Source organism: Burkholderia sp. FL-7-2-10-S1-D7 (genome assembly GCF_001524185.1).
GTDB classification, from domain to species: Bacteria; Pseudomonadota; Gammaproteobacteria; order Burkholderiales; family Burkholderiaceae; genus Burkholderia; species Burkholderia diffusa.
Genome location: NZ_LOWY01000014.1, coordinates 213502 through 236221 on the forward strand (window position 1 = coordinate 213502; position 22720 = coordinate 236221).

Genomic DNA, 22720 nt, shown 5'->3' on the forward strand with positions numbered 1-22720 from the left:
TGCATCGCGATAACGCGCAGTGACGCGATTCGGAAAGCACGCTCATGCGCTTTGATTGGACAGGGAACAGAGGCGTGACGCCATGCGCCTAACAAGTGTGACGCGGTGCTCGCCACTCACGAAGTCAGTTCTGCGCGTCCGATTCGGCAGCATCGTCATGGCGGGTCCAAATCTGGGAGCAGCCAAGCAACGACACACCAATATAGCCGCGCACCAGAAGCTTCTGCCCCCCGGCCTCGACACGCATCTTGCAGCTGTACTCGTTGCCGTTCATCGGATCGAGGATCCTGCCACCGTCCCATCCGTCGCCTTGCTTCCGCATACCCCGGATGACGGTCATGCCCAGGATCTTCTGGTCCTTGCGTTCATCGGTACACTTCGTGCAGCGGCGCTCGGGCGCGTCGTTTGCATTGAGTCCCTTGATTATCTTGCCGCTGAGCGTACCGTCACCGTTCTGCGAAATCTGTACGAGTGCGGTGGGCTGGTGAGTGTGATCGTCGATCGTCTGCCATATGCCGACCGGCGTGCCGGAGACGTCGGCAAAAACTGGCACCGCACATGTCAGCAGCGCGCCTGCGATTGTCACGCTAGCCCAGCCTCGCTTGACAGCGCCGGTGGGCTTTGTGTCGACATGGTTCGAAGAATGCATAACGCGTCATCCTATTTGGTTATTCGTCCGCCGCTTCGTTCGAGCGGCGGCATGAAGTTGGCAAAATGTCGTGCGCCCCACGAATTCGAAATGGAGACGCACGAGCGAGGGTTTCATCGGAATGCCGCACCACGACCGGCACAAGCCTGCCGCTCGTTTTCCCGGATCGATTCAGGCGGTAGAGGACACGGTACGTCACCACCTGGTACGACACGAGTGAACATCAAAACCGATACCCGACGGATACAAAGGAAACAACAGGATTGAGCTTGAGCTTCGTACTGCTGGTCACGACGCCACGCGGCGACTGCGTCGTCAGCGTGGCCCGGGAAGAAAGCCACATATAGGAGAGCGACGCATCGAGCGACCAGTGCTTGTTGATGTTGTAGCTGAGTCCCGCATTAATAACGGGCGCGAACGAACTGCTCAGCTTGGCGGTGGTCGGTCCTTCCAGCGCGTGACCGAACGTCGGCGAATACAGGAAAGCACCGCTGGCAGTAGCAGGTTCCAGTTTCACTCCGCTGAACCAGACGTACGACGCGCCCGCGCCAAAGTAAGGGCGAAATTTGCTTGTGGCATCGTTGAAGTAGTACTTCAGTAGCAGCGCCGGGCTCCACTCGTATGCAGAACCTATCCGTCCAAGCGTACTGAGTGATCCCGTGCCTGTCAGCCTGTACTTCGGTGGTATGCCGAGAGCGGCGCCCGCGACAATGTGATCCGTGATGAAGTAGGTCGCGGTGAGCCCGAAGGTATCCGAATCGTCTACCGACGCGCCAGTGCCTGCAACGGTCGCGCTCGTGCCGAATGCGGAAACCGTGAGTGGTCGGCTGGAATCCTGCAGCGCGAAGTGAAACCAGCCGGCGTTCACGACGAGATCTCCCGCACTTTGCGCGTGTGCAGTCGTGGTCGTCAGCAGCACGGCAGTAATTGCAAAAGCTCTATTCTTCAACATCCTGTCTCCTCCGTTTTTGGCATATGTGACTGATTGAGTGAAGCGGCACGGCGATTGCGAGGTGGGCGGCTGGCGCTATCCGGCGCGCATCGACATGCGGTCGCAACTTTTATATGCGGTTTTCCCTCGCGCGACACTCGGTAAACGCGTCGACCAACTTTCGATGACGATCGGCGATCCGATTCGATGAATCACGTCGCGCGAAGCACACGCGTGACACGTTCGGCTTCGTCCAGTGATCTCGTTCATCGCGCGGCCTCGCGCTCGGACGATTCATCGTGCCGCTCCGGGCTCGCTGCCGGTATCTGTGCCATCGCGTACTCGGCCAGTGCAGTTATTGTCAAAGCGGGGTTGACTCCAGGATTGGCTGGCATTGCCGCACCGTCACACACCAGCATGTTTTGATATCCGAAAACGCGCATGTGCGTATCGACCACCCCACACGCGGAACTTGCGCCGATGACGGCGCCGCCCAGCACATGGGCAGTGGTTGGGATGTTCGCCAGGGCTTCTAGAACGTTGCTTTGAGCAACGCCGCCGGTGCGGCTGGCCAGCCATTGGGCTGCTCGATTGCCGATTTCGATGTACGTCGGATTGGGACGGTCGCGATTCTGTTCGGTCGAGAGGCGGTAACCCCGCCCTATCCACCGCTTCCTCGCGCGCAGCACTATTGCGTTGTCCAGTGCCTGCATCACTAGCAGCGTGACCATGTGGCGGCTCCATCCCTTCGGCCACAACGTCCCGAGCCACTGCAGTGGATGCCGGACGATGTTGGCGAGCCATTTCAACGGGCGTGTCAGGCGATTGCCGTTGCCGACCAGGACCGTGTACATCAGGCCCATGAGGTCGGCGTGGCGCCCATACGTGAGGAACTCGATCTGAGTATCGTCGTCCACGCGCACGCTGCTGCTAGCAGTGACGTCGTTCCAGGTCTTCAGATCCTTGGGAAGACGAACATTCAGAACCGACTCGCTGTTGGTGCGCGCCAGCTCGCCGAGGCGGTTGCTAATCCGCGGCAGCGAGCCGCCGAACTTGCAGGTGGCAAGCAGTTCGTTGGTCCCCAGTGTCCCGCCCGCAAAAACCACGCCACGCGCGGTATGTACCTGGCGATCCCGGCGGCCCAGCAACGCGCCGGAACGTTGGGAGACTACACGATACCCGTCGCTGCCGTCGGCGGCCCCAAGCGGACTCACGTCGACGACCTCACGCTCAGCCGCGATCCGCACGCCGTGCCGCTCTGCGAACCATAGGTAGTTCTTCGTCAACGTATTCACGGCACCGACCCGACACCCCACCATGCAGGCGCCGCACCGCGTGCAACCGGTGCGATCGGGGCCCTCTCCCCCGAAATAGGGATCCTTGACAGTCTTGTCTGGTTCGCCGAAATACACCCCGGTGGGAGAGAGAACAAAGCCGTCCTCTTTGCCGAAGTGCCGCGCCATTTCCCGTGCCAAACGCTGATTGGTTGAGTTGAACGGCACGGTCCTAGCGCCGAGCATGTGCTCGGCCACCGCGTAGTGCGGTTCGAGCAGTCGCTCCCAGTCGCCAAGTTCTCGCCACTGCGGATCGTCGAAGAAGCGTCGACGCGCACGGTACAACACGCCCCCATAGACAGTGCTGCCGCCGCCGACTGCCGACTGGCTGGGAAAGAACACATGACGAAACACGCGCATACGCATGACGCCCTTCAGGCCGAGCATGGGCGCCCACAGGAACCTGCCAAGTTGCCACGCGGATTCGGGCAGGTCTTCATCCCGAAAGCGCCGGCCGCGCTCGATTACGCTAACTCGATAGCCCTTCTCCGCCAGGCGCAACGCCGAAACACTGCCGCCGAATCCTGAACCGATCACGATCCAGTCAAAATCTAAAGTAGTACTAATCAAAGTAAATTCCCTTTCTCCGTGTTCAATCGCTCGTTGCTTTGCCGGCGGGCACGCTGGGACATCCAGGATTCGGCTTCGAGCCGCAACGTATTGCCGGCCGCGCGAACACAGCTGAACCGACGCGCGAGCCCCAGATCTAGGTTCCGCTCACTGCGCAATGCGCCGGACGACCCACCGCGTGAGTGCGGACGGCGCGAGTCGCGTGGCGAGCGCCAGCATTCTCGCTTGCAAGCCGACTGTCCAGTGAGTCCGATGGAACAAGCTTCTGCTCGTCGCGCAGGCCCATACGGTTGCAGCGACGTCCGACGGCACGAGCCGGATCCCGAGCGATTTCGCACTGTGGAGGTGGTTGAAGCCCTTGGCCATCGCGGTGTTGACGAAGCTCGGCCAGATATCGCTCACGCGAATGCCGAACTCGGCCCACTCGAGATCGAGCCCTTCGGTGAATCCGCGCACGGCGAATTTGGTGCTTGAGTAGGTCGCGAGCGCCGGTTGGCCATATATCGCAGTCGCCGACGCGATATTAATTACATGGGAGCGCGGCGTTTCTCGCAGATACGGGAACGCACTGTGGCAGCCGGTGACCATGCCCCGGACGTTGACGTTCAACATCGCGTAGTGTCGGGTCAGCGGCACGTCCTCGAATCGCCCGGACGTGAGTATCCCGGCATTGTTGAGCAGCACATCGAGCCGTCCGCCACTGTTCGTCCAGAATTCCGAAAGCGCTCGCTGCCATGCTTGCGGATCGCTCACGTCCAGCACACCAGAGACGGTATTGGGCTGCCCTAGAGTGGCAGCGACTGCGGCCGCGCCGTCCGCGTCGATGTCGTACAGGCCGACAAACCATCCGTGCCGCGCAAACAGCTCGGCGCACGCGCGGCCGATCCCCGAAGCTGCGCCTGTAACGAAGATCGAGGGGCGGCCGGCCGCGCCGTAGTCGTCAGCCGGCGGCCGCGGCGCACGACTGCCGTTCGCCATGGTGAAGTGCTTCTTCATGTCGATAGTCTCTTTCATCGGTCGGAGATGAACCAGGCTTGCTCGCCACCGGCGCGTTCCCTCGATGCAAGCGCCGCTCCCGGCTTATCGGCGAGGATCATCTGCTGGAGGTCGACCACATGTCGCGTAGCTTCAACTTGTCGATCTTCCCCACCGCGTTCTTCGGGAGGCTGTCGATGACATTGATCGCCACCGGTCGCTTGTAGCGTGTCAAACGGCCTGCGCAGTGTTCCTGTAGTTCAGCTTCCACGCACGCGAATCCCGGGCGGGATGCGACGTAGGCAACGACGATTTCGCCGAATGTCTCGTCGGCGGCGCCGATAACCGCCGCTTCCAGCACACCCGGGAATTCGGACAACGCGTCTTCGATTTCCTTCGGATAGATGTTTTCGCCGCCACGAATGATCATCTCTTTCAAGCGTCCGACGATGGAAAGGTAACCGTCCTCATCAATACGCCCGATGTCACCCGTATGCAGCCAACCGTCGACGATGGTCCGCGCCGTTTCCTCGGGCCTGCCGAGATAGCCGCGCATGACATTGGGGCCCTGGATCAGCACTTCGCCAGTCGAACCCTGCGGCAAGTGCGTTCCGTCTGGATCGGCGATCGCAATCCGTTGACCGGCGAAAGGCAGACCAACTGTGCCGGCCTTACGCATGCCGTCTAATGGGTTGATGGTCGAACCACAGGTGCCTTCCGACAGTCCGTACCCTTCGATCAACGGAAACCCGTAGCGTGTCTCGAAGCTTTTTAGCAGATCCGCCGGCGCGGGTGCCGCGCCGCAAATCGCGTACCGCAGGCTCGACGTGTCGGGTTTCACATGATCAGGCAGTGCGTTGAGCAAAGCGTAGATCGTCGGTACGCCGGAAAAGAACGTCGGTCGACATTGCTCGACGTCGTCGAAGAATGTGTCGATGTCAAACCGCTCGCGCAACGTGATGCGGCCTCCGGCGAGAAGCGGCATGAGGGTGCTGACTATGATGCCGTTGACATGGAACAGCGGCAAAACCAGCATGCTGTGGTCCGCCGACGTGACATCGAGCGAGCGTAGTCCCATTTCCGACATGGCTTCGACGTTGGCGTGATCCAGCATCACGCCTTTAGGGAGGCCGGTCGTGCCGCTCGTGTAGATCAGCAATGCCAGTGCTGCAGGATTGTCGAATGGCTCCCGGGGGTCGCGCGCTACCTTCCGCAGTGCTGCAACCGGCAAGGAATTAATGCCTGGAACGACCTCGTTACCGGCCACATCGATGACGAGCTTCGCACCAGAATCGACGATTTGATGGGTGGCCTCCTTGCTCGTCAGACTGGGCTTGACAGGCGTGACCGCCGCGCCCAGACGCCATGCGGCGAACATCGCCACAACGAACTCCACTCGGTTCGGCAGCATGACGGCGACGACGTCGCCCGCCCGTACGCCAAGATCTGCGAAAACCTCTGCCGCCCCGACGATCCTGGCGTGAAACTCGCTGTTGGTGAGGCTGGTAGAGGAGTCCGCGATGCATGGCGCGTCGGGCGCCGACGCCGCGCGCAGGTCGGGAAGTTTGGAAAAGCGCATCATTGCTCTCTCTAGATAGTTTGGTACGTTTAGCATCCGAATCAGCGCGCCGAGGATCCGAGCAGGTGTTCGGTCAAGAATCGAACCTGGTCAGACACTAGGCGTTCGAAGGGTTCGCCCAGATAGAAGTCGAAATGGCCGGCACCGTACAGCTTGATTTCGCCGCGCGGGGCGTGTTTGACCAGCGCGATGGTCCGGTCCGCCGGAGTAACCGTATCCGTCGTGCTGACACAAAACAGGATGGGCGACCTGACCTTCTGAGCCGAGCGTCCGGGCCGGTAAGTCGCAATTTCAGGAATCACCCTCGCCGCTACGTGATTGACGAACTTCAGTCCCTTGGGCACCAACGCCAAGTAGCCCGACAGCGCATCGTGTGCGTTCATCAAGGCCGGCTGGCCGGGCATGGCGGCTATTGGTACCATCACGGGCGGACGACCAAACAGCTTCGCCGCGAAATCACGCATGACGACAGGAGTCATGCGCATCGATGCCCGCGCGCCCAACGCAACCGCGGAAGCCAGACCGTCTGTAAAAGGACACTGGCTAATCGCTGCGCGCAGTTCAGGATGACGGCTGGCCACGCGAATGACGTGTCCCCCGCCGAACGAACTCCCCCAGATCGCGATGCGGCTTCCGTCGACGTCGGCACATCCTTTGACGAAATCCAGCGCCGCGTCCCAGTCGGCAAGCTGACGTTTCACAGACATCAGTTGCCTGGGTGTGCCACCGCTGTCGCCGAAATAGCGATACGTGAACGCCAATGTGGCCATGCCTGCCGCTGCAAACCGCTCGGAATAGGCATCCAGACGCATTTCTCGAACCGCGCCGAGCCCGTGCCCGAGCACGATGACCGGCGGCTGCTTCACGCCGACCGGCAGGTAGAGCCACGCAGTGCAGTAGGTTTCGCCGGAGACGAACTGCACTTCCCGGCGCGTGAACCTGTGAGGTGTATGTGGGATTGAAAGGGTGCTCATTTTTCTGAACCATTGCTGTGCAAAGGGAAACGGCCGCTCTCGAGCGCCTCCTTGTAGACGGCCGGGTCGTACAACGGCAGATCCCCGTCACGAGCGGTACGTTCAAGGTATTCGACCATCAGGGATTGAGCGGTCTCGGTCGGCGAGATCGAAATGAATTCCGTGCGCTCGACATGCAGGCCTTCCTCAAGCGGCATGGAGCCGCCGAGGTACACTGCACGTTTGATCGCTGCGATTGCGTCACGCGGGCGGGAACTCATATATCGCGCAAGTTCGACGGCCCGCTCAAGCAGTTCGTCGGGCGGTACCACTTCGTCGACGAGGCCGATTTCGAGCGCCTTTCTCGGCTGCACCGGGCGTCCCTCCAGCATCATCATTAGGGCGCGATGGGCGCCCACCAGTCGAGTCAGGCGTTGCGTGCCACCACCACCGGGATTGATGCCGAGGAGTATTTCCGGTTGCCCGATGAAGAAATCGCCATCCGCCATCAAGCGGACGTCGCACGCCTGCGCAAGCTCGCTGCCTAGGCCGAGCGCCGACCCGTTGAGCGCGGCCACGAAGATGATCCCGCACCGGTTCATCCTTAGGAACGTGTCGTGCAATGCATCCAATTGCATCCCGCCCTCCATCGGCGTGACGGAAGCGACAGCCGCCAGCGGACGCACGCGTCGAACTGCGGCGGAGGCACGCGCGATCGCGGAGGCAAGACCCAGCCCGACTTCCGGTATGCTCTTGCCACCCTCTTGCAACCAGCGAACGTCCGCGTGTCCGATGAATCGCCCGGGATGCGTTCCTGTCAGGACGATTGCCTTGATGGAATCGTCAGATTCCACCTGGTCCACCAGCGCGGCGAGCGCGTTGGCCATGTTCAGTCCCATCAGCCCCAGTGGACCGCCGTCCAGCCGCACAATCAATACGGCGCCGCGAGCCTCGACATCGAGGCGCCCGGGCATCGCAGGTGTCATTTTCATCTCTGAATCCTCTGAAACTTGAAGAGCCGATACGCTCTTCGTGGGTCGATCACGGCACACGCCTCTCGAGTCGACTTCGATTCGATGGCCGAAATTTGCGCCGCTGCAAGCATTCGGCGCTGGTTCTACGTGGCAGGCAATGACCGCCTTCAGCTTCGCCTTGGCTGCGCGAAGCGAAAGCGTCGACACGTCAGGCTCATGCGCTCTTCTCTATCAATCAGCACTGCTTGATAACAAGTCAATACTGCTTTGTCGGTCATCGATGACAGCGTGACGGGCATGATGTCTATGCAACCATTTTCCCACTCGAAGCCATCACACACATAACTTCGTTATTTGGTAGAATAACTTCGTTATTTGGAAGCCGCAATATGTCCACTGATAGGTCAAACCCTGATGTCCGCACCCGTCTCATCGAAGCGACGATTCGTTTGCTTGCGACGAACGGCCCCTCCGAAGTCAAGGCGCGCTCGGTAGCGACCGAAGCAGGCCTGTCAACGATCGGCGTTTACAACTACTTTGGAGGTGTTCCGGAATTGCTTCGTGCCGTTGCCGACGAGGGGCTTCGAAGGCTGGCCGCCGCGTTCGAACAGGTTCCAAAAACTGACGATCCGTTGGCCGATCTGTGCGCGATGGCGCTGGCACATCGGGATGCCGCACGACGCAACGCGCATTTGTACGACCTAATGTTCGGCCTCTCAATCCACAGCAGATATGGTCCGGCCCGGGTTGGCGCGAGTGCGGTCCCGAGCGTACATTCGCCAGCTTTCAAGGCGGCATTTGCCCTTCTAGTTGATACATGCGCTCGTCTGGTGGAAACCGGGTGCGTGCGACAAACCGATCCTGTTCACATTGGCCTGCAACTTTGGGGCGCGGTGCATGGATTCGTCACGCTCGAGCTAGCGGGTCACTTTGCCGACGTGGTGGATCCGCCTTCGGAGATCCTAGTACCAATGTGCAACAACCTGGTCGTCGGCCTCGGCGCGACGCACGCAAGCGTCAAGGCCGCCACGAGCCGCGTCCTTGGTCTGCGGGCGAGCACGCAGGAAGTCGAATCGACCGCGCCGCAGTCACGTAAGCGAAGAGCGACCTGACATGACCATGCACCCCGGGGCCGGATTGCTCGTTCGCCCCCATGGCATGGAGCCTTGCCCCCGAGCGGGAGCGTCGGCAGGCTGCCCGAAGTTCTGAGACGGCCGCACCGGTTGATCCATGTTCAGGTGCGGAACTGATAGCTGATGAGCATCATATCTACGCGTTGCTGTTGCTATGACATGAACCACCGGCAGGCAGCTCGTCGGTGGTCCGCCCCATGCTCAGCCCAGCATATGACCCAATTGCCGCTACTCCGCCGTTCAACGCCCGTTTGAGGCGGTTTGGCTCTGGCGTTTAAGCCGCCTCGACGCTCGAAAGTAGGCCCCACATGTCGTTGAGATCAAGTATTGTCAGTGCTCCGCCGTAAACGGCACCCGTGTCAATATTGACCACGTTGCCGCGTACCGTTGGCCTTTGAACAGGAGTATGGCCGACAACCACAGCCCCCACGCCATGAATGATTCTGCGAGGATCGAACGCTAACGGCGTTCCGGCCGCCACTGATGAATCAAACAATGCGCGGAGTGAGGAGAGCTCGCCAGCATCGCGCTCCCTATGCTTGAGCCAGCGTGTACGTTGCCATAACGCCTTCCGGCGGGTCATGCCATCCGGCGCCTCGTTCTCGAGCATCTCAGCCAATTTGGGCCAATCCTCGTGAGGCGCATCCGCGTGCAGTAGCCCGACAAGTCCGTTGCGTGTTTCTATTTCGATGGCGTACGGCAACGAAGCCATAAAACTTGCCAATTTCCGCGCTCTACCACTCCCATCGTCCATCGCGATGAACCACTCGCCCCCGTTGGCGAGCAATTGATCGCTAGACGTATAGCCGCCGTACCATCGTAAGATCATGTCTTCGTGATTGCCGCGGATCGCCTTGATTCTGTATCGGCGAACAATATCGAGCACATACGCAGATTCCGGACCACGGTCAACCAAGTCGCCAACGCTAAACAGACGATCGCAACGAGGGTCGTACGCAACGGGAGCGAGTTGTTCCTGTAGTAGAGAAAAGCAGCCATGTACGTCGCCGACAACGAAGTCGCGGCCCTCGACGTTGAGCAAGTACCGCTTGACGGCGCGATAAGGCTTTTTCATTACCACTCACTGCAATCCATCCGTTTGCTTGTCCGCCGTGCGGCCAACAGCTACGGCGCTCTCCATGAGAGCCTCCTGTGCCGATCAGGCGCTTGAGCTTAAGAGTAGACCAGCGCTGGTCAGTTCGGTGGGAGGATTTACAAAATTGCGCAATCGTCTGATAAACGCACAAAATTCTGCAAAATTTGTGTGCATAATTTTGTAACTACCAGGGCAGAGAGCCTTGAATTGCGGTTGTCAGGGAATTACAAAATTCTGCAACCAGACGATCGCCGTCTCTTTGCGCAAATTTGTAAACGTTCCCGCCCTCTTGTCGTGGCCGAAGAACGGCTAAGCCTCAGTGCGCTCACGTAATTTGTGTCTGATATTCCACGCAATTCCGCTCCAAACGCAGAGTTCACCGTTTAGAGGCACTTCGCGTGTCGATCAAAGCGGACGACTCGGAATTTCGGCTTGACTTAGGTGGTTGACGGTTTTGACTTGGTCAGCATGACCGCCGGTGCAGATGAACTGGAATGGTCGCAGTCACGTGGACCTTGAGCCTTGATTTCGTCGCTTCGGCAACTTCGAGCGCAGCTGCAACTGCTCTTCGCAATACAACCGGTACGCCTGGTTCCGGCCCAACTGCCAGCCTTCCCGGCGCAGCAGTACACGGATACGGCGATACCCGTAACGCACACGCGTATAGGCGATCTCGCGCATACGTGAGCGCAGTTCCGGACGCGAATCCTTGACGCTTTTGTAGTACTGAACGCTGCGTGGTTGCTTCACGAGCCGACAGGCCCGCCTCGTCGTCAATCCGGAGTGGCTCACTACGTAATCCACCACGTCTCTCCTCAGCGCGGGCCGGGCCACGTTTTTGATGCCACGTCCTGTAGGATCGCCGCGTCCAGGCTCAGTTAGGCGACCAGCTTCTTCAGCCGCGCGTTCTCTTCCTGCAGCTGCCTGAGTTCGCGTACCTGATCCGACTGCATGCCGGCCCATTGCTTCTTCCACCGATAGAACGTCTGTTCCGAAATACCGACCTGCCGGATCACGTCGGCCACCGGCATGCCCAGCTCGGCTTGCTTCAGCACCGCCACGATCTGTTCGATCGAACAGCGTTGCCGTTTCATGACAAATCACCTCTTGGTTCAGGGTGAAGTTTGCCGCAGAGCTCACTCGCTGATCGGTCCAGGATTCCTGAAGCGGATCAGCTCAAATGCACTACCCTTCGCAGTGCATTTGAACATGACGCGCGTGCCGCAGCCTCTCTACACTGAGTGCCGGGATATCGAATGGCTTCACGGATGTGTTCCATCGTTGTCCCAATGGTTTGGCAACCAAATTGAACGACGAGGTCGATCATGTTCGAAAAGACGGAAGGCACCGTGCAGAAGCTGGCGGGCAAGGCGCAGGAAGCGGTGGGCGACGCCACGGGCAGTGCCGACATGCACTTCGAGGGAAAAGCGCGTCAGGTGGCCGGCGCAGTTCAGCAATCCTATGGCGAGGCGCTCGAGCAGGTGCGCGACGTTGCCGCAAGCAATCCCATTGCGGCGCTGGCGACCGTCGCGGCGGTGAGTTTCATCATCGGCGCAATGTGGTCGAAGCGCTGATCGGCTGTCGCGAGCCCGACGGCATGCGTTGAAGTCATCCTCGGAGCATGTCATGGTTTTGCTTTCAAGAATCAGGAAATGGCAGGATGTCGCGCAATTCTCGGTCGCGCGCCTGACCGATTACGCGGGTCTCGCGGCGATCGAATTCGATCTCGCCAGGAAGTACTTCTTGCGCGATCTGATGCTGTATGCATTGCTCGGCCTGAGCGTAACGTTCGGGCTGGCTTTCGTGTGCGTGGCGGCGATCGTCAGTGCAGCGCGAACGCCGTACCTGATCGAGACGTCATGGGTCGTCGCCGGGTTCTGGGTGTGCGTGTCCGTCGGTTCCTTCTTGGCGGTGCGCATGCGTGACGAGCGTGGCACGTTTTCCGTCCTGACCGAGGAATTGCGGCGCGACATCCAGACCGTCAAAGAGAGCCTGTGATGAAAAGACGAATCCCCGACGATTCGCCGGAATCGATGCGGCGTGTTCTGCTGGCCCGCATGGCGGCGACTCGGGCGGAATTATCCGCGTCTAACCAAGTCGTCGAAATGACCCGGCGGGCACGTTCCGGCGACATCGCGGAATATCCGGTGATGAGGCTGCCGACCCTCGGCGGGTCGACCGGCGCCGCCGTCGCGGTGGCGCTGGCCGGTTTCGTGATCCTGGGGCCGCGGCGGCTCGTAACGACGGCCGTTCGCACGGGGCTGGTCGCTTTGATCGGGCAAATGACGCGGGAGATCATGCAGAAGTAGACCAGCGCACACCCGGGCGAAGCGTCCAGGCGAGTGCCGGAGCGGCCGCTTCCATCGGAGGCCTGGTCGAATGACCGGTCCGATTTCTACAGACTATTTCAAGCGTGCCGAACGGCCTCGCCGGGTAGCGCAGAATCAAGTGATTCCGTTCCGCGTTTTGTCCTGTATTGCGCGGACCGTCGGACAATGAGGCGACCGGCTGGTCATCGACCATCGGTGCAGCGGCAGTTGCACCGTGCGTGTCTGCATTGTCCGCATGCTAGGTCACGCGTGGAGCGGCGGAGACGCTCGCGTGCCGTTTCATGCGGCGGAAGGACCGGACGCAACCGCGATGTTGTGGTCGTTTTTCCGATAACGCCGCCGAGACGCGCCAGCGATCGCGGGCATCTGACGCCGCATATTCGGCGCCGATCTTGCGCTGTTCGACGAAGTGGCCGCGGCGCGCCATCCGGATTGCCACTATGGCCACCCGGTGGGAACGGACGAGCGGCAGCAGGTCGCGGCCGGTCGTCCCGTCACGTCACTGCGACGCGGCGACCGCCGCGCTCGCCTCTTTCGCCTTCTTCGCCGCATGGTGATGGCCGATCGCACATCCCGCTGCCGCACCGACCACACCGTGATGGCCGGCGACGTGTCCAGCCACCCCGCCCACCGCCGCGCCTTTCAGGCATCCAGCCGCCTGAGCCGACATGGAAGCGGCCGACAACGCGACGCACACCACTGCGATCGAAAGGAACTTCATGGAGAATTCTCCTTGAAAAGGCGGGGCGCCCGCGCAGGCCCATCCTGCGTGAAAGCGCACTCGCCGTCTGCACGAAACGTTTTCGACATGCGTGAGGCGCATGCCGCGTGTCTGTATCCGAACTGTGTCGGTACTCACCAGGCCCGGACGTCTACCGCACGCTGTCCGGCTCCGCCCCGCTCCCCGCCGCATACGCGACGAGCGACGGCTGGACCGCCGTCGCGTCGCCTGAGGCGGCCACGACATCGTGCACGAAGCGCAGTTTCGCGACGACGGCAGGCGCCAGCACGAACGGATAGGCGTCCGGCGTCCCCATGCTGCGGTTCAGGCTGTTCAGCGCGTAGGTCAACGGGAACCAGCGCCGCATCAGGCTGCTGAAGCTCGCTTCGTCGACGGACGTGTGGTCGGCCAGCGTCGGCAGGCTCGCGTCGTCGGGGGCAAGCACGAGCCCGCACGCGGTCGCGGTATCGAGCGTATCGACGATATGCAGGTAGTGCGCCCACGTCTCGGCCCAATCTTCCCACGGGTGCATCGTCGCGTACTCGCTGACGTATGCCTTCTCCCAGCCTGCGGGTTCCCCGTTTGCATAGTGTGCGTCGAGCGCCGCCTGGTAATCGGCGCGCTCGTCGCCGAAACAGGTGCGAAACGATTCGATCCAGCGGCTGCCGCTCACGAGGCGGTCGAAGTAGTAGTGGCCGATTTCGTGCCGGAAGTGGCCGAGCAAGGTGCGATAGGGCTCGCGCATGTCCGCGCGGATCCGCTCCCGCTTCGCGTCGTCTGCTTCGTCGAGGTTCACCGTGATGAGGCCGTTCGCATGGCCGGTCATGACAGGTTCGGCGTCCGTCGACGCCTTGAAAGCGAAGCTCATCCCGCGTGCCGGTTGCTGCGCGCGCGATTCCACTGGCAAGCCCAGCACGAGGAGCGTATATAGCATCCGTCGCTTCGCAGCCTCGAGCCGGAACCACAGCAGCCGGTTGTCGGGGGACGACAGGTTTGGGATCGTCTCGGTAAGCACGCATGCGCGGCACAGCGCTTCATCGCTTTCCGCCGGAATCATCCAGTTGCAAACGCGCTCCATCGCGTAGTTCGCGCATTGCCGATAGCGTTTCCCGGGCGCGGCCGCGTGCAGGCTGCGCCATGTTCCATCGCCCGCGGGCTCGAACGCGCCGACTTCGCCAACGTCCGGCAGATAACCGAGCAATGCATCGCAGCGCTCGCACTTCACGTTCTCGAAGAACACCAGTTGCGAACATTGGCCGCAGTGGAAGGTTTTCATGATGTGCCGTCCGGGCAGGGGATGACGTCGTCGGCCGCTATTCGTCCGCCAGCCGCGCGTGCATGCGCCGATAGTCGTTCCGGTATCGCTTCGCGAGCGTCGACTTGTCCGTATCGCGCAGGATCTTTCCGGATATCTGAAAGAAGATCTTTTCCTCTTCTTTCAGATGATCGTGCAGTTCTCCTGACAATTTCCTGGCAGTCGCCAGCCAGCCTCGCGAGCCGGAGTCGCGGCCGCGCAGGTCGTCGACGATCTCGTCCATCCGGTGATGATCGGCAAGCGCATCGCGTGACGGATGAAGCCCGCGATCGTCCATCAGCATCGGAGCGTACAGAAAGCGCTCCTCGGCGGCCTCGTGCGCGCCAAGCTCGATGCGCAGCTCTTCGAACAGGGCGCCCCGATCCGGGCCGGGCGTTGACCGCAATAACCGGCGCATCAATGCGCGCTGGATCTCGTGACTTTCGCGCAGTGCATCGAAGATCGTTTCGGACATGCGGGGCTCCCGGGTAGTCGGCATATGGCGCATTGCGCCGTGGAGTCGACATGGTCACAAACCTTGGTGCCTCGCGACAGTTGCAAATGCACTAGTGCATATCTACGCGACCGACGACCTTCGACACTCGACGCGCAATTAACGACAAGGAACCGTGCATCTCCGAGTACAACCTTACGCTCGAATTGCGTCGCGAGATCGAGCATCCTAAGCTGCTGATCGCGAAACTGCGCCGGACGCAGATCGGCTGGAGCTGCGCGAAGCTCGACCGCCAGATTGCGCAGCTCGAGTCGCGGCTCGAAGAACTTGAGGCCGACGAACGCGATCTACCCCAAATTGACCCCTGTGCACTTTTGCGCTGAATGCCTCATGCCGATCCCTCCTCGTGTGTCGCTCCAAACTGCTTGCATACGACCAAACTTGTCGCCTGACGCCACACAACATAAATTGGGCAAACCCACGTAATCACCGCTGCTCACGCGGGCGAACGGCACGTCGCACTAGCGCCACCATTTCCAGCACGGATTACGTGGGTTGAACATTTCTAGCGGGGCTTCCGTGCCTGAAGCCCCGGCCCCTTACCGCGATGAATCTGTTCTAGCGCCAGCACTCGGGTCATGAATCACCAGCAGCAAGAACTGTCCCCCAATAACGCTCGCAAATTCGAGCTTTTCGACACAAATTACGTGAGCGCACTGCGGGATTCTCTTACCTGACGAGCGAAGTCGCCGGGCGGCAACGGTCGGTTCGCCACTTCAAGTGCCTCGGCGCACGTCAGGCCGAGCATCTGCAATACCATCGCCGCGGCTCGCTCGGGGAACTTGCCCTCGCCCCCCATCGGCTTTCGCGCCGCGCCCGCCGCCGCGTAGGACTCCGCCGCGATCACCGCCAGGATCGTCCCCGTCGTCGCGAGCACGCTCATGAACGGATCGCCGACGACAAAGCGGCGCGCCGAGATTCCTCGCTCGCTGTCCCGCCGCAAACGTTGCCCCAGCCCGTGACCGAGCGCGCGCACGGAAAGTCCCTCCCGCATCAGGAACTGCGCCCAGAGCCGCTCGCGGCGCGCCCGCATCAGCGTGTGGCGCACGCAGACGGAAACGACCTCCGCCGGATCCGACAATCCGCTCACCAGACGCTCGAGCCCGTCCGCGAAATCGTCGAACACCCACTCCGTCAGCGCGGCGAAGATGCTGTCCTTCGATTCGAAGTGGTAGTAAAACGAGCCGAACCCCACATCCGCCGCCTCGGTGATCTCGCTGATCGCCACGTTGTCCCTGCCCTTTTCCGCCATCAGGCTGAATGCCGCCTGCAGCAAGCGCATACGCGTCGCCTGCTTGCGCCGGGCGCCACGCGGCTGACGCTGTTCCGCTTCGCCCGATGATGCGTTCGACCGGCGGGGCCGGACCGGTGCGTCGCCCATGAGCGCGCCTCCCTTTTTCGAAAGAATTTTCTGCATGGGGCAATTTTAGATTTTTCTCTCATACTTGACAATATTATCAGTTATGAGTTTAATCTCGGAAATCGCAGAGCCGGTCCCTGTCCAGACACCGTCCACCCCACGCTAGCGAGCGTCAGCGACGTGCGGACGGCCGCGTCGGCACATGCGCGGCTATCGCCTAGCGGGAGCCGCGCCATGTCGGCAAATGGAATGGTCTGCGCCCGGAACATTGGAGTACTGATTGATCGTCAGACGTACCGCCGCGGAAACGCTCACGTGCGCCTGCATAAACCAGGGCGACCCGCCGTGGTCGCCGACCTCTTTTCAGTTGGCCCTCACTTGTCTTGGAAACATCGTGAAATCACCCGGTCTTGACGCGCCGACTTCAACGCGCCCGTTTCTGACACGCATCGCGCCGCCGCTTCGGCGAGCCCCGATTGCGTTCGCCTGCTGTGCGATTCTCCTCACGGCGTGCCACTCGCACGAAGCCCCCGCGCCCGAACTGCAGTCGGTGGTCGCGCTGCCCGTTCATGCGGACAACGGCGCGGTGCAGCGCGTGCTGCCCGCGCAGGTTCAGGCGCGCTATTCGACGCCGCTGTCGTTTCGGGTCGGCGGCAAGATCGTCGAGCGCCGCGTGCGGATCGGCGACACCGTCAAGGCCGGCCAGACCCTCGCGATGCTCGATCCGACGGATCTGCACAACACGCTGCTGAACGCGCGCGCCCAGCTCGATGCCGCCGAGCATCGCGTTGCCTATGCGAAGCAGCAGCTGGATCGCGACCGCGCCCAGGCTCAGGCCAACCTGATCGCACCCGCGCAGCTCGAGACGACGCAGGACGCGTATGCATCGGCGGTCGCGCAACGCGATTCCTCGCTCGCGCAAATGGCGCTCGCGAGCGATCAGCTGCGCTACGCGACGCTGGTCGCGGATCACGACGGCGTCATCACGTCGGAGGATGCCGATACCGGGCAGAACGTGCAGCCCGGCCAGGCGGTGTTTCATCTGGACTGGAGCGGCGACCTCGACATCGTCTGTGACGTCGCGGAGCGCGACCTGCGCGATCTCGCGGTCGGCCGCACCGCACACGTCAGCCTGACGGCCCTGCCGGGCAAGGTGCTCGACGCTCGCGTGCGCGAAGTCGCGGCGGCCGCCGATCCGCAGAGCCGCACCTGGCGCGTGAAGCTGACGCTGCTCGCACCGGGGCCGGACGTGCGCTCCGGGATGACCGCCAGCGTCACGTTCGACGGCGCCGCCGACACCACCGCGGACCACGCGGTCACCCTCCCGGCCACCGCGCTCTTTCATCGCGGCGACGCGCCGGCCGTATGGATCGTCCGCAAGGGCAGCGACACGCTGGAGCTGCGCCCGGTGTCGGTCGGACGCTACGACGAACGCACGATCACCGTCACGTCGGGTCTCGCGGACGAAGAACGTGTCGTGATGCAAGGCGTTCACACGGTCAGCGCCGGCCAGCACGTGCGCGTCGTGCCGCCGCTGCATGCGGAGGACTTCGCATCATGAATGCTCCGGAACACCAGCCGTCGACCGACGGCACGCTCGCTCGAACCGGCGCGGCATCGCACGACGGCGGCCGTTTCAACCTCTCCGCATGGGCGCTGAAGCATCAGCAACTGGTGATCTTCCTGATCGGCCTCGCGACGATCTTCGGCGTGATCGGCTATACACGACTCGCTCAATCGGAGGATCCGCCGTTCACGTTCCGCACCATGGTGATCCAGACCTACTGGCCGGGCGCCACGGCGCGCGAGGTGCAGGAACAAGTCACCGACCGGATCGGCCGCCAGCTCCAGGCCGCGCCGTACGTCGACAACATCAAGAGCTATTCGCGGCCCGGCGAGTCGATGATCTTCTTCGCGATGAAGGATTCGGCGCCGGTCGATCAGGTGCCGGAAACCTGGTACCAGGTTCGCAAGAAGGTCGGCGACATCCGTGCGACGCTGCCCAAGGGCGTCGTCGGCCCGTTCTTCAACGACGAATTCGGTGACGTCTATACCAATATCTATGCACTCGAAGGCGACGGCTACTCGCCCGCGCAACTGCACGATTACGCGGACAAGCTGCGCACCGTGCTGTTGCGTGTGCCGGGTGTCGCGAAGGTCGACTACTTCGGCGACCCGGCCCAGCATGTGTTCGTCGAGATCTCGAACGCGCAGCTGACGCGGCTCGCGATCACGCCGCAGCAGCTCGCGCAGGCGATCGATGCGCAAAACGCGGTCGCGCCGGTCGGCACGATCACGACGGCGGACGATCGCGTGTTCGTGCGCCCGAGCGGCGCGTTCAAGGACACGCAGGCGCTCGCCGACATGCTGATCGAGGTGAACGGCCGGACGTTCCCGCTCGGCGACGTCGCGAAGGTCACGCGCGGCTACGACGATCCGCCGGTCACGCAGATGCGTACGAACGGTCACGCCGTGCTCGGCATCGGCGTCACGATGCAAAAAGGCGGTGACGTGATCGATCTCGGCAAGGCGCTCGACGCGAAGGCAGCCGAGCTGCAGCGCGGTTTGCCGGCCGAGCTGAAGCTGGCCGCGGTGTCCAGCATGCCGCATGCCGTGAAGCACTCGGTGGACGACTTCGTCGAAGCGGTCGGCGAAGCCGTCGCGATCGTGCTCGTCGTCAGCCTCGTGTCGCTCGGCCTGCGCACCGGGATGGTCGTCGTCATCACGATTCCGATCGTGCTCGCCGTGACGGCACTGTGCATGCACGCGTTCGGCATCGGCCTCGACAAGGTGTCGCTCGGCACGCTGGTGCTCGCGCTCGGGCTGCTGGTGGACGATGCGATCATCGCCGTCGAGATGATGGCGGTGAAGCTCGAGCAGGGATGGAGCCGGGCGCGCGCCGCCGCATTCGCGTACACGAGCACGGCGTTCCCGATGCTGACGGGCACGCTCGTCACCGTGTCGGGCTTCCTGCCGATCGCGCTCGCGAAATCGAGCACCGGCGAATACACGCGCTCGATCTTCGAGGTATCGGCGATCTCGCTGATTGTGTCGTGGTTCGCGGCCGTCGTGCTGGTGCCGCTGCTCGGCTATCACATGCTGCCGGAGCACGCGCATCGCGACGGTCACACGCATGGCGACGAGGTGTACGACACGGGGTTCTACCGCCGGCTGTCCGGCTGGATCTCCGCTTGCATCGACCGCCGCTGGGTCGTGCTCGGCGTGACGGCCGTGCTGTTCGCGATCGCGATGGTCGCCTTCACGCGCGTTCCGCAGCAGTTTTTCCCGAATTCGGAGCGGCCCGAACTGTTGGTCGACATGCGCTTGCCGGAAGGCGCGTCGTTCGACGCGACACTGCGCGAGGCGAAGCGGCTCGAGAAGGCGCTGAACGGTCGGCCTGAAATCGATCACGTCGTGGACTTCGTCGGCACCGGTGCGCCGCGCTTCTATCTGCCGCTCGATCAACAGCTTCAGCAGCCGAACTTCGCGCAATTCGTGATCACGGCCAAGGACATCGAATCGCGCGACCGCTTGTCGCATTGGCTCGAGTCGACGCTGGCAAACGGCTTCCCGACCGTGCGCACGCGCGTCGCCCGCCTCGAAAACGGCCCGCCCGTCGGCTTTCCGATCAAGTTCCGCGTCAGCGGCGACGACATCGCGACCGTCCGCGGCATCGCGGAAAAGGTCGCGGACAAGGTGCGCGCCGACGCCCGCACGCGCAACGTGCAATTCGACTGGGACGAGCCGGCCGAGCGATCGGTGTCGTTCGAGATCGATCAACTGAAGGCACGTCAGCTTGGCGTGACATCGGAAGACGTGTCGAGTTTCCTTGCGATGACGCTGTCTGGCTATACCGTCACGCAGTATCGCGAGCGCGACAAGCTGATCGACGTCGATCTGCGCGCGCCCAAGAGCGAACGCGTCGATCCGTCCAGGCTCGCCGGCCTGGCGATCCCGACGCCGCACGGTCCGGTGCCGCTCGGCTCGATCGGCCATGTGCGCGACACGCTCGAATATGGCGTGATCTGGGAACGCGACCGCCAGCCGACGGTCACCGTGCAAGCTGACGTGCGCGGCGAAGCGCCGAGCATCGGCGTGACGCGCGACCTCGATGCCGCCTTGTCGACGCTACGCGCCACTTTGCCGGCCGGTTACCGGATCGATATCGGCGGCGCGGCCGAGGAAAGCATGAAGGGCCAGACGTCGATCAACGCGGAGATGCCCCTCATGATCATCGCGGTGCTGACGCTGCTGATGATCCAGCTCAAGCGCTTCTCGCGCACCTTCATCGTCGTGCTGACGGCACCGCTCGGCCTGATCGGCGTCGTCGCCGCGCTGCTGCTGTTCGGCAAGCCGTTCGGCTTCGTCGCGCTGCTCGGCGTGATCGCAATGTTCGGGATCATCATGCGCAATTCCGTGATCCTGGTCGATCAGATCGACCAGGACATCGCGGCCGGGCAGCCCCGCTTCACCGCAATCGTAGGCGCAACCGTGCGCCGCTTCCGGCCGATCATGCTGACCGCCGCCGCCGCCGTGCTGGCGCTGATTCCGCTGTTGCGTTCCGGCTTTTTCGGCCCGATGGCCACCGCGCTGATGGGCGGCATCACGATCGCGACGGTGTTGACCATCTTCTTCCTGCCGGCGCTCTACGCGACCTGCTTCAAGGTGCGCGCCGACGAACGCGAGTCGCGCGCAATGGACGTCGCGTCCTCGGAGACATGCTGATGAAACTCTCTCATATCACTTCTGTGCTGGCCGCCAGCGCGGCGCTTGGCCTGGGCGGCTGTGCGATGGCCCCGAGCAGTGCGCCGCCCGCGATGCCGTCGCCGGCGCACTACGGCGAGACGCCCCAGGCGCCGCGCACCGCCGAGGCGGCGGGCGTCGCGCAGCAATTCGACGTCGGCGCCGCGCCTGTCCCTCAATGGTGGCGCCTGTATCGCTCCAGCGTGCTCGACGCGCTGGTCGATGAAGGCCTGCGCGCGAATCCGACGCTGGCCGCGACCGAAAAGACGCTCGCCGCCGCGCAGGAGGAACTGCGTGCGCAGATCGGCGCGTCGACGCTGCCGTCGATCGACGCGAATGCGCAGGTCGCCCGCACGCGCACGCCGGACATCTCCGGCGCAGGCGCGCAAAGCCTGCGCTACAACGTGTTTGTCGGACAACTGCAGGCGCATTACACCTTCGACCTGTTCGGCGCCACGCGATACGCGAACGAGGCAAGCGCCGCGCGCGTCGACGTGCGCGGTTGCGAGTTCGAAGCGGCAAGGCGTGCGCTGGCGGCCAACATCGTCGGCACCGCCATCCGCGCCGCGACGCTCGACCGCCAGATCATGCTGACGGAGCGCCTGATCGCCGTCGCCGGGGCGTCCGCAGCCGAGGACCAGCAGCGTTACGCGCTCGGTGCGGTATCCCATGTTCAAGCGCTGGCGTCGACGCAGGGCGCGGCGTCGCTTGCCGCGACGCTGCCGCTGCTGCGCCAGCAACGCGCGAGCGCAGTTCACGCGCTGGCGATCCTGCTGGGCCGCACGCCCGACGCGCCGCCGCCGGTCCCGTCATTCACGGGCCTGTCGCTGCCGGAACACGTCCCCGTGGTCGTGCCGTCCGACCTGCTGAAAGCTCGCCCGGACATTCGCGCGGCCGCGGCAGCCGTGAAGGCGGCATCAGCGGACGTCGGCGAGGCGACCGCGCAGTTGTTCCCCAGCCTGTCGCTCACCGCGACGATGGGGCGCGGCGGCTTCAGCTGGCCGGCGCTGTTGTCGGGCGCGGGCGGGCTGTGGGCCGTCGGCGCCGGGCTGTCGCAGCCGATCTTCCACGGCGGCGCATTGCTTGCGCACCGGCGGGCGTCGCGCGATGCGTACGACGCCGCGGTGCTGCAGTACAAGGCGGCGGTGTTGTCCGCATTCGGTGACGTCGCAGATTCGCTCGCCGCGCTGGACAACGACGCGCAGGCGCAGGCCGCGAGCGAACTCGCGGCGCGCGCGGCAGGCGAGGCGTTCCACGAAACGGCGCAACGCCGCATGTTGGGTGCCGTTCCGATGTCCGCGCAACGGTCGAGCGAGCAGGTCTATCTGAACGCGGAGCTCGATGCGGTGCGTGCCGCGAGCCGCCGGATGACCGATACGGCCGCGCTGCTTCAGGCAATGGGCGAACTGCCACCCGACACCGGCACGACGGTCGCGGCCCGGCAGTAGCCGCTGCTTGCGTCGACGGACCGGCCGGCGCCTTCAGCCGCACCGGTCCGCCATCTCGAAGCCCGATGCCCGGCGTACCCGTGCATCGCGCGATGCCGGCCTTCGTTACCCGCATG

Annotated in this window: 20 protein-coding genes and 1 pseudogene; 8 read left to right on the forward strand and 13 right to left on the reverse strand. The window is 62.9% G+C overall.

All coding sequences use genetic code 11. The annotated features are described in order from the left end of the window. Positions 1 to 124: 124 nt before the first annotated feature. The 7 genes from WS75_RS05475 to WS75_RS05505 form a co-directional block, all read right to left on the reverse strand. Positions 125 to 649: a DUF2147 domain-containing protein gene (locus WS75_RS05475; protein ID WP_059679507.1), complete on the reverse strand. Its 525-nt coding sequence runs from the start codon at positions 647 to 649 to the stop codon at positions 125 to 127. Positions 650 to 872: 223 nt separating this feature from the next. Beyond that, positions 873 to 1601 (reverse strand): OmpW/AlkL family protein, encoded by a 729-nt coding sequence (locus WS75_RS05480; RefSeq protein WP_059679508.1) that lies wholly within the window; start codon positions 1599 to 1601, stop codon positions 873 to 875. A gap of 245 nt (positions 1602 to 1846) precedes the next feature. After that, positions 1847 to 3484: a GMC oxidoreductase gene (locus WS75_RS05485; RefSeq protein WP_059679509.1), complete on the reverse strand. Its 1638-nt coding sequence runs from the start codon at positions 3482 to 3484 to the stop codon at positions 1847 to 1849. A gap of 147 nt (positions 3485 to 3631) precedes the next feature. Then, entirely contained in the window at positions 3632 to 4480 is an 849-nt protein-coding gene (locus WS75_RS05490) for an SDR family oxidoreductase (protein WP_257129325.1), read from the reverse strand. Positions 4481 to 4577: 97 nt separating this feature from the next. Next, entirely contained in the window at positions 4578 to 6041 is a 1464-nt protein-coding gene (locus WS75_RS05495) for a class I adenylate-forming enzyme family protein (protein WP_218919264.1), read from the reverse strand. A 38-nt stretch (positions 6042 to 6079) separates the two neighbouring features. Further along, positions 6080 to 6961 carry an alpha/beta hydrolase gene (locus tag WS75_RS05500; RefSeq protein WP_257129326.1) on the reverse strand — a complete coding sequence of 294 codons (882 nt, stop codon included), beginning with the start codon at positions 6959 to 6961 and terminating at the stop codon, positions 6080 to 6082. 47 nt (positions 6962 to 7008) lie between these two features. Further along, positions 7009 to 7983, reverse strand: coding sequence for an enoyl-CoA hydratase/isomerase family protein (locus WS75_RS05505; RefSeq protein ID WP_082729504.1), 975 nt, complete (start codon positions 7981 to 7983; stop codon positions 7009 to 7011). Positions 7984 to 8354: 371 nt separating this feature from the next. On the opposite strand from WS75_RS05505, the gene WS75_RS31545 reads away from it, so the two are divergent. Beyond that, the gene (locus WS75_RS31545) at positions 8355 to 9077 is read left to right on the forward strand and encodes a TetR/AcrR family transcriptional regulator (protein WP_082729505.1); all 723 of its coding nucleotides are present in this window, start codon (positions 8355 to 8357) and stop codon (positions 9075 to 9077) included. Positions 9078 to 9372: 295 nt separating this feature from the next. On the opposite strand, the gene WS75_RS05515 is transcribed toward WS75_RS31545, so the two are convergent. Further along, the gene (locus tag WS75_RS05515) at positions 9373 to 10173 is read right to left on the reverse strand and encodes a metallophosphoesterase (protein ID WP_059679512.1); all 801 of its coding nucleotides are present in this window, start codon (positions 10171 to 10173) and stop codon (positions 9373 to 9375) included. A gap of 549 nt (positions 10174 to 10722) precedes the next feature. Then, a pseudogene (locus WS75_RS31550) lies at positions 10723 to 11288 on the reverse strand (transposase); the annotation flags it as partial. 231 nt (positions 11289 to 11519) lie between these two features. Here WS75_RS31550 and WS75_RS05525 point away from each other — a divergent pair. The 3 genes from WS75_RS05525 to WS75_RS05535 are packed head-to-tail and all read left to right on the forward strand — an operon-like array spanning position 11520 to position 12503. Further along, positions 11520 to 11768 (forward strand): CsbD family protein, encoded by a 249-nt coding sequence (locus WS75_RS05525; protein WP_059679514.1) that lies wholly within the window; start codon positions 11520 to 11522, stop codon positions 11766 to 11768. A 52-nt stretch (positions 11769 to 11820) separates the two neighbouring features. After that, positions 11821 to 12192, forward strand: a complete 372-nt coding sequence (locus tag WS75_RS05530) for a hypothetical protein (protein WP_059679515.1) — start codon at positions 11821 to 11823, stop codon at positions 12190 to 12192. Then, complete coding sequence (locus WS75_RS05535) at positions 12192 to 12503, forward strand: hypothetical protein (protein WP_059679516.1); 312 nt, start codon at positions 12192 to 12194, stop codon at positions 12501 to 12503. Before WS75_RS05530 ends, WS75_RS05535 begins: the two co-directional genes overlap by 1 nt. A 520-nt stretch (positions 12504 to 13023) precedes the next feature. Here the strand turns inward: WS75_RS05535 and WS75_RS05540 are convergent. The 3 genes from WS75_RS05540 to WS75_RS05550 form a co-directional block, all read right to left on the reverse strand. Continuing rightward, on the reverse strand, positions 13024 to 13245 hold the full coding sequence (locus WS75_RS05540) for a hypothetical protein (RefSeq protein ID WP_059679517.1): 222 nt from the start codon (positions 13243 to 13245) through the stop codon (positions 13024 to 13026). Positions 13246 to 13396: 151 nt separating this feature from the next. Then, positions 13397 to 14521 (reverse strand): zinc-binding metallopeptidase family protein, encoded by a 1125-nt coding sequence (locus WS75_RS05545; RefSeq protein ID WP_059679518.1) that lies wholly within the window; start codon positions 14519 to 14521, stop codon positions 13397 to 13399. Positions 14522 to 14558: 37 nt separating this feature from the next. Then, a complete protein-coding gene (locus tag WS75_RS05550; protein WP_059679519.1) occupies positions 14559 to 15014 on the reverse strand; it encodes a hemerythrin domain-containing protein in 456 nt (151 codons plus the stop codon). 185 nt (positions 15015 to 15199) lie between these two features. Here WS75_RS05550 and WS75_RS31555 point away from each other — a divergent pair, with 185 nt between their 5' ends. Further along, on the forward strand, positions 15200 to 15376 hold the full coding sequence (locus WS75_RS31555; protein ID WP_156429714.1) for a hypothetical protein: 177 nt from the start codon (positions 15200 to 15202) through the stop codon (positions 15374 to 15376). Between the two features lie 320 nt (positions 15377 to 15696). On the opposite strand, the gene WS75_RS05555 is transcribed toward WS75_RS31555, so the two are convergent. Next, the gene (locus tag WS75_RS05555; protein ID WP_059679520.1) at positions 15697 to 16434 is read right to left on the reverse strand and encodes a TetR/AcrR family transcriptional regulator; all 738 of its coding nucleotides are present in this window, start codon (positions 16432 to 16434) and stop codon (positions 15697 to 15699) included. 373 nt (positions 16435 to 16807) lie between these two features. Here WS75_RS05555 and WS75_RS05560 point away from each other — a divergent pair, with 373 nt between their 5' ends. Genes WS75_RS05560 through WS75_RS05570 form a run of 3 tightly spaced genes read left to right on the forward strand, consistent with a single transcriptional unit; the run spans position 16808 to position 22604 of the window. Further along, entirely contained in the window at positions 16808 to 17974 is a 1167-nt protein-coding gene (locus WS75_RS05560; protein ID WP_059679521.1) for an efflux RND transporter periplasmic adaptor subunit, read from the forward strand. Then, the gene (locus WS75_RS05565; protein WP_059679522.1) at positions 17971 to 21138 is read left to right on the forward strand and encodes an efflux RND transporter permease subunit; all 3168 of its coding nucleotides are present in this window, start codon (positions 17971 to 17973) and stop codon (positions 21136 to 21138) included. The genes WS75_RS05560 and WS75_RS05565 overlap by 4 nt, the downstream gene beginning before the upstream one ends. Then, positions 21138 to 22604 carry an efflux transporter outer membrane subunit gene (locus tag WS75_RS05570; protein WP_059679736.1) on the forward strand — a complete coding sequence of 489 codons (1467 nt, stop codon included), beginning with the start codon at positions 21138 to 21140 and terminating at the stop codon, positions 22602 to 22604. Before WS75_RS05565 ends, WS75_RS05570 begins: the two co-directional genes overlap by 1 nt. Positions 22605 to 22720 lie beyond the last annotated feature (116 nt).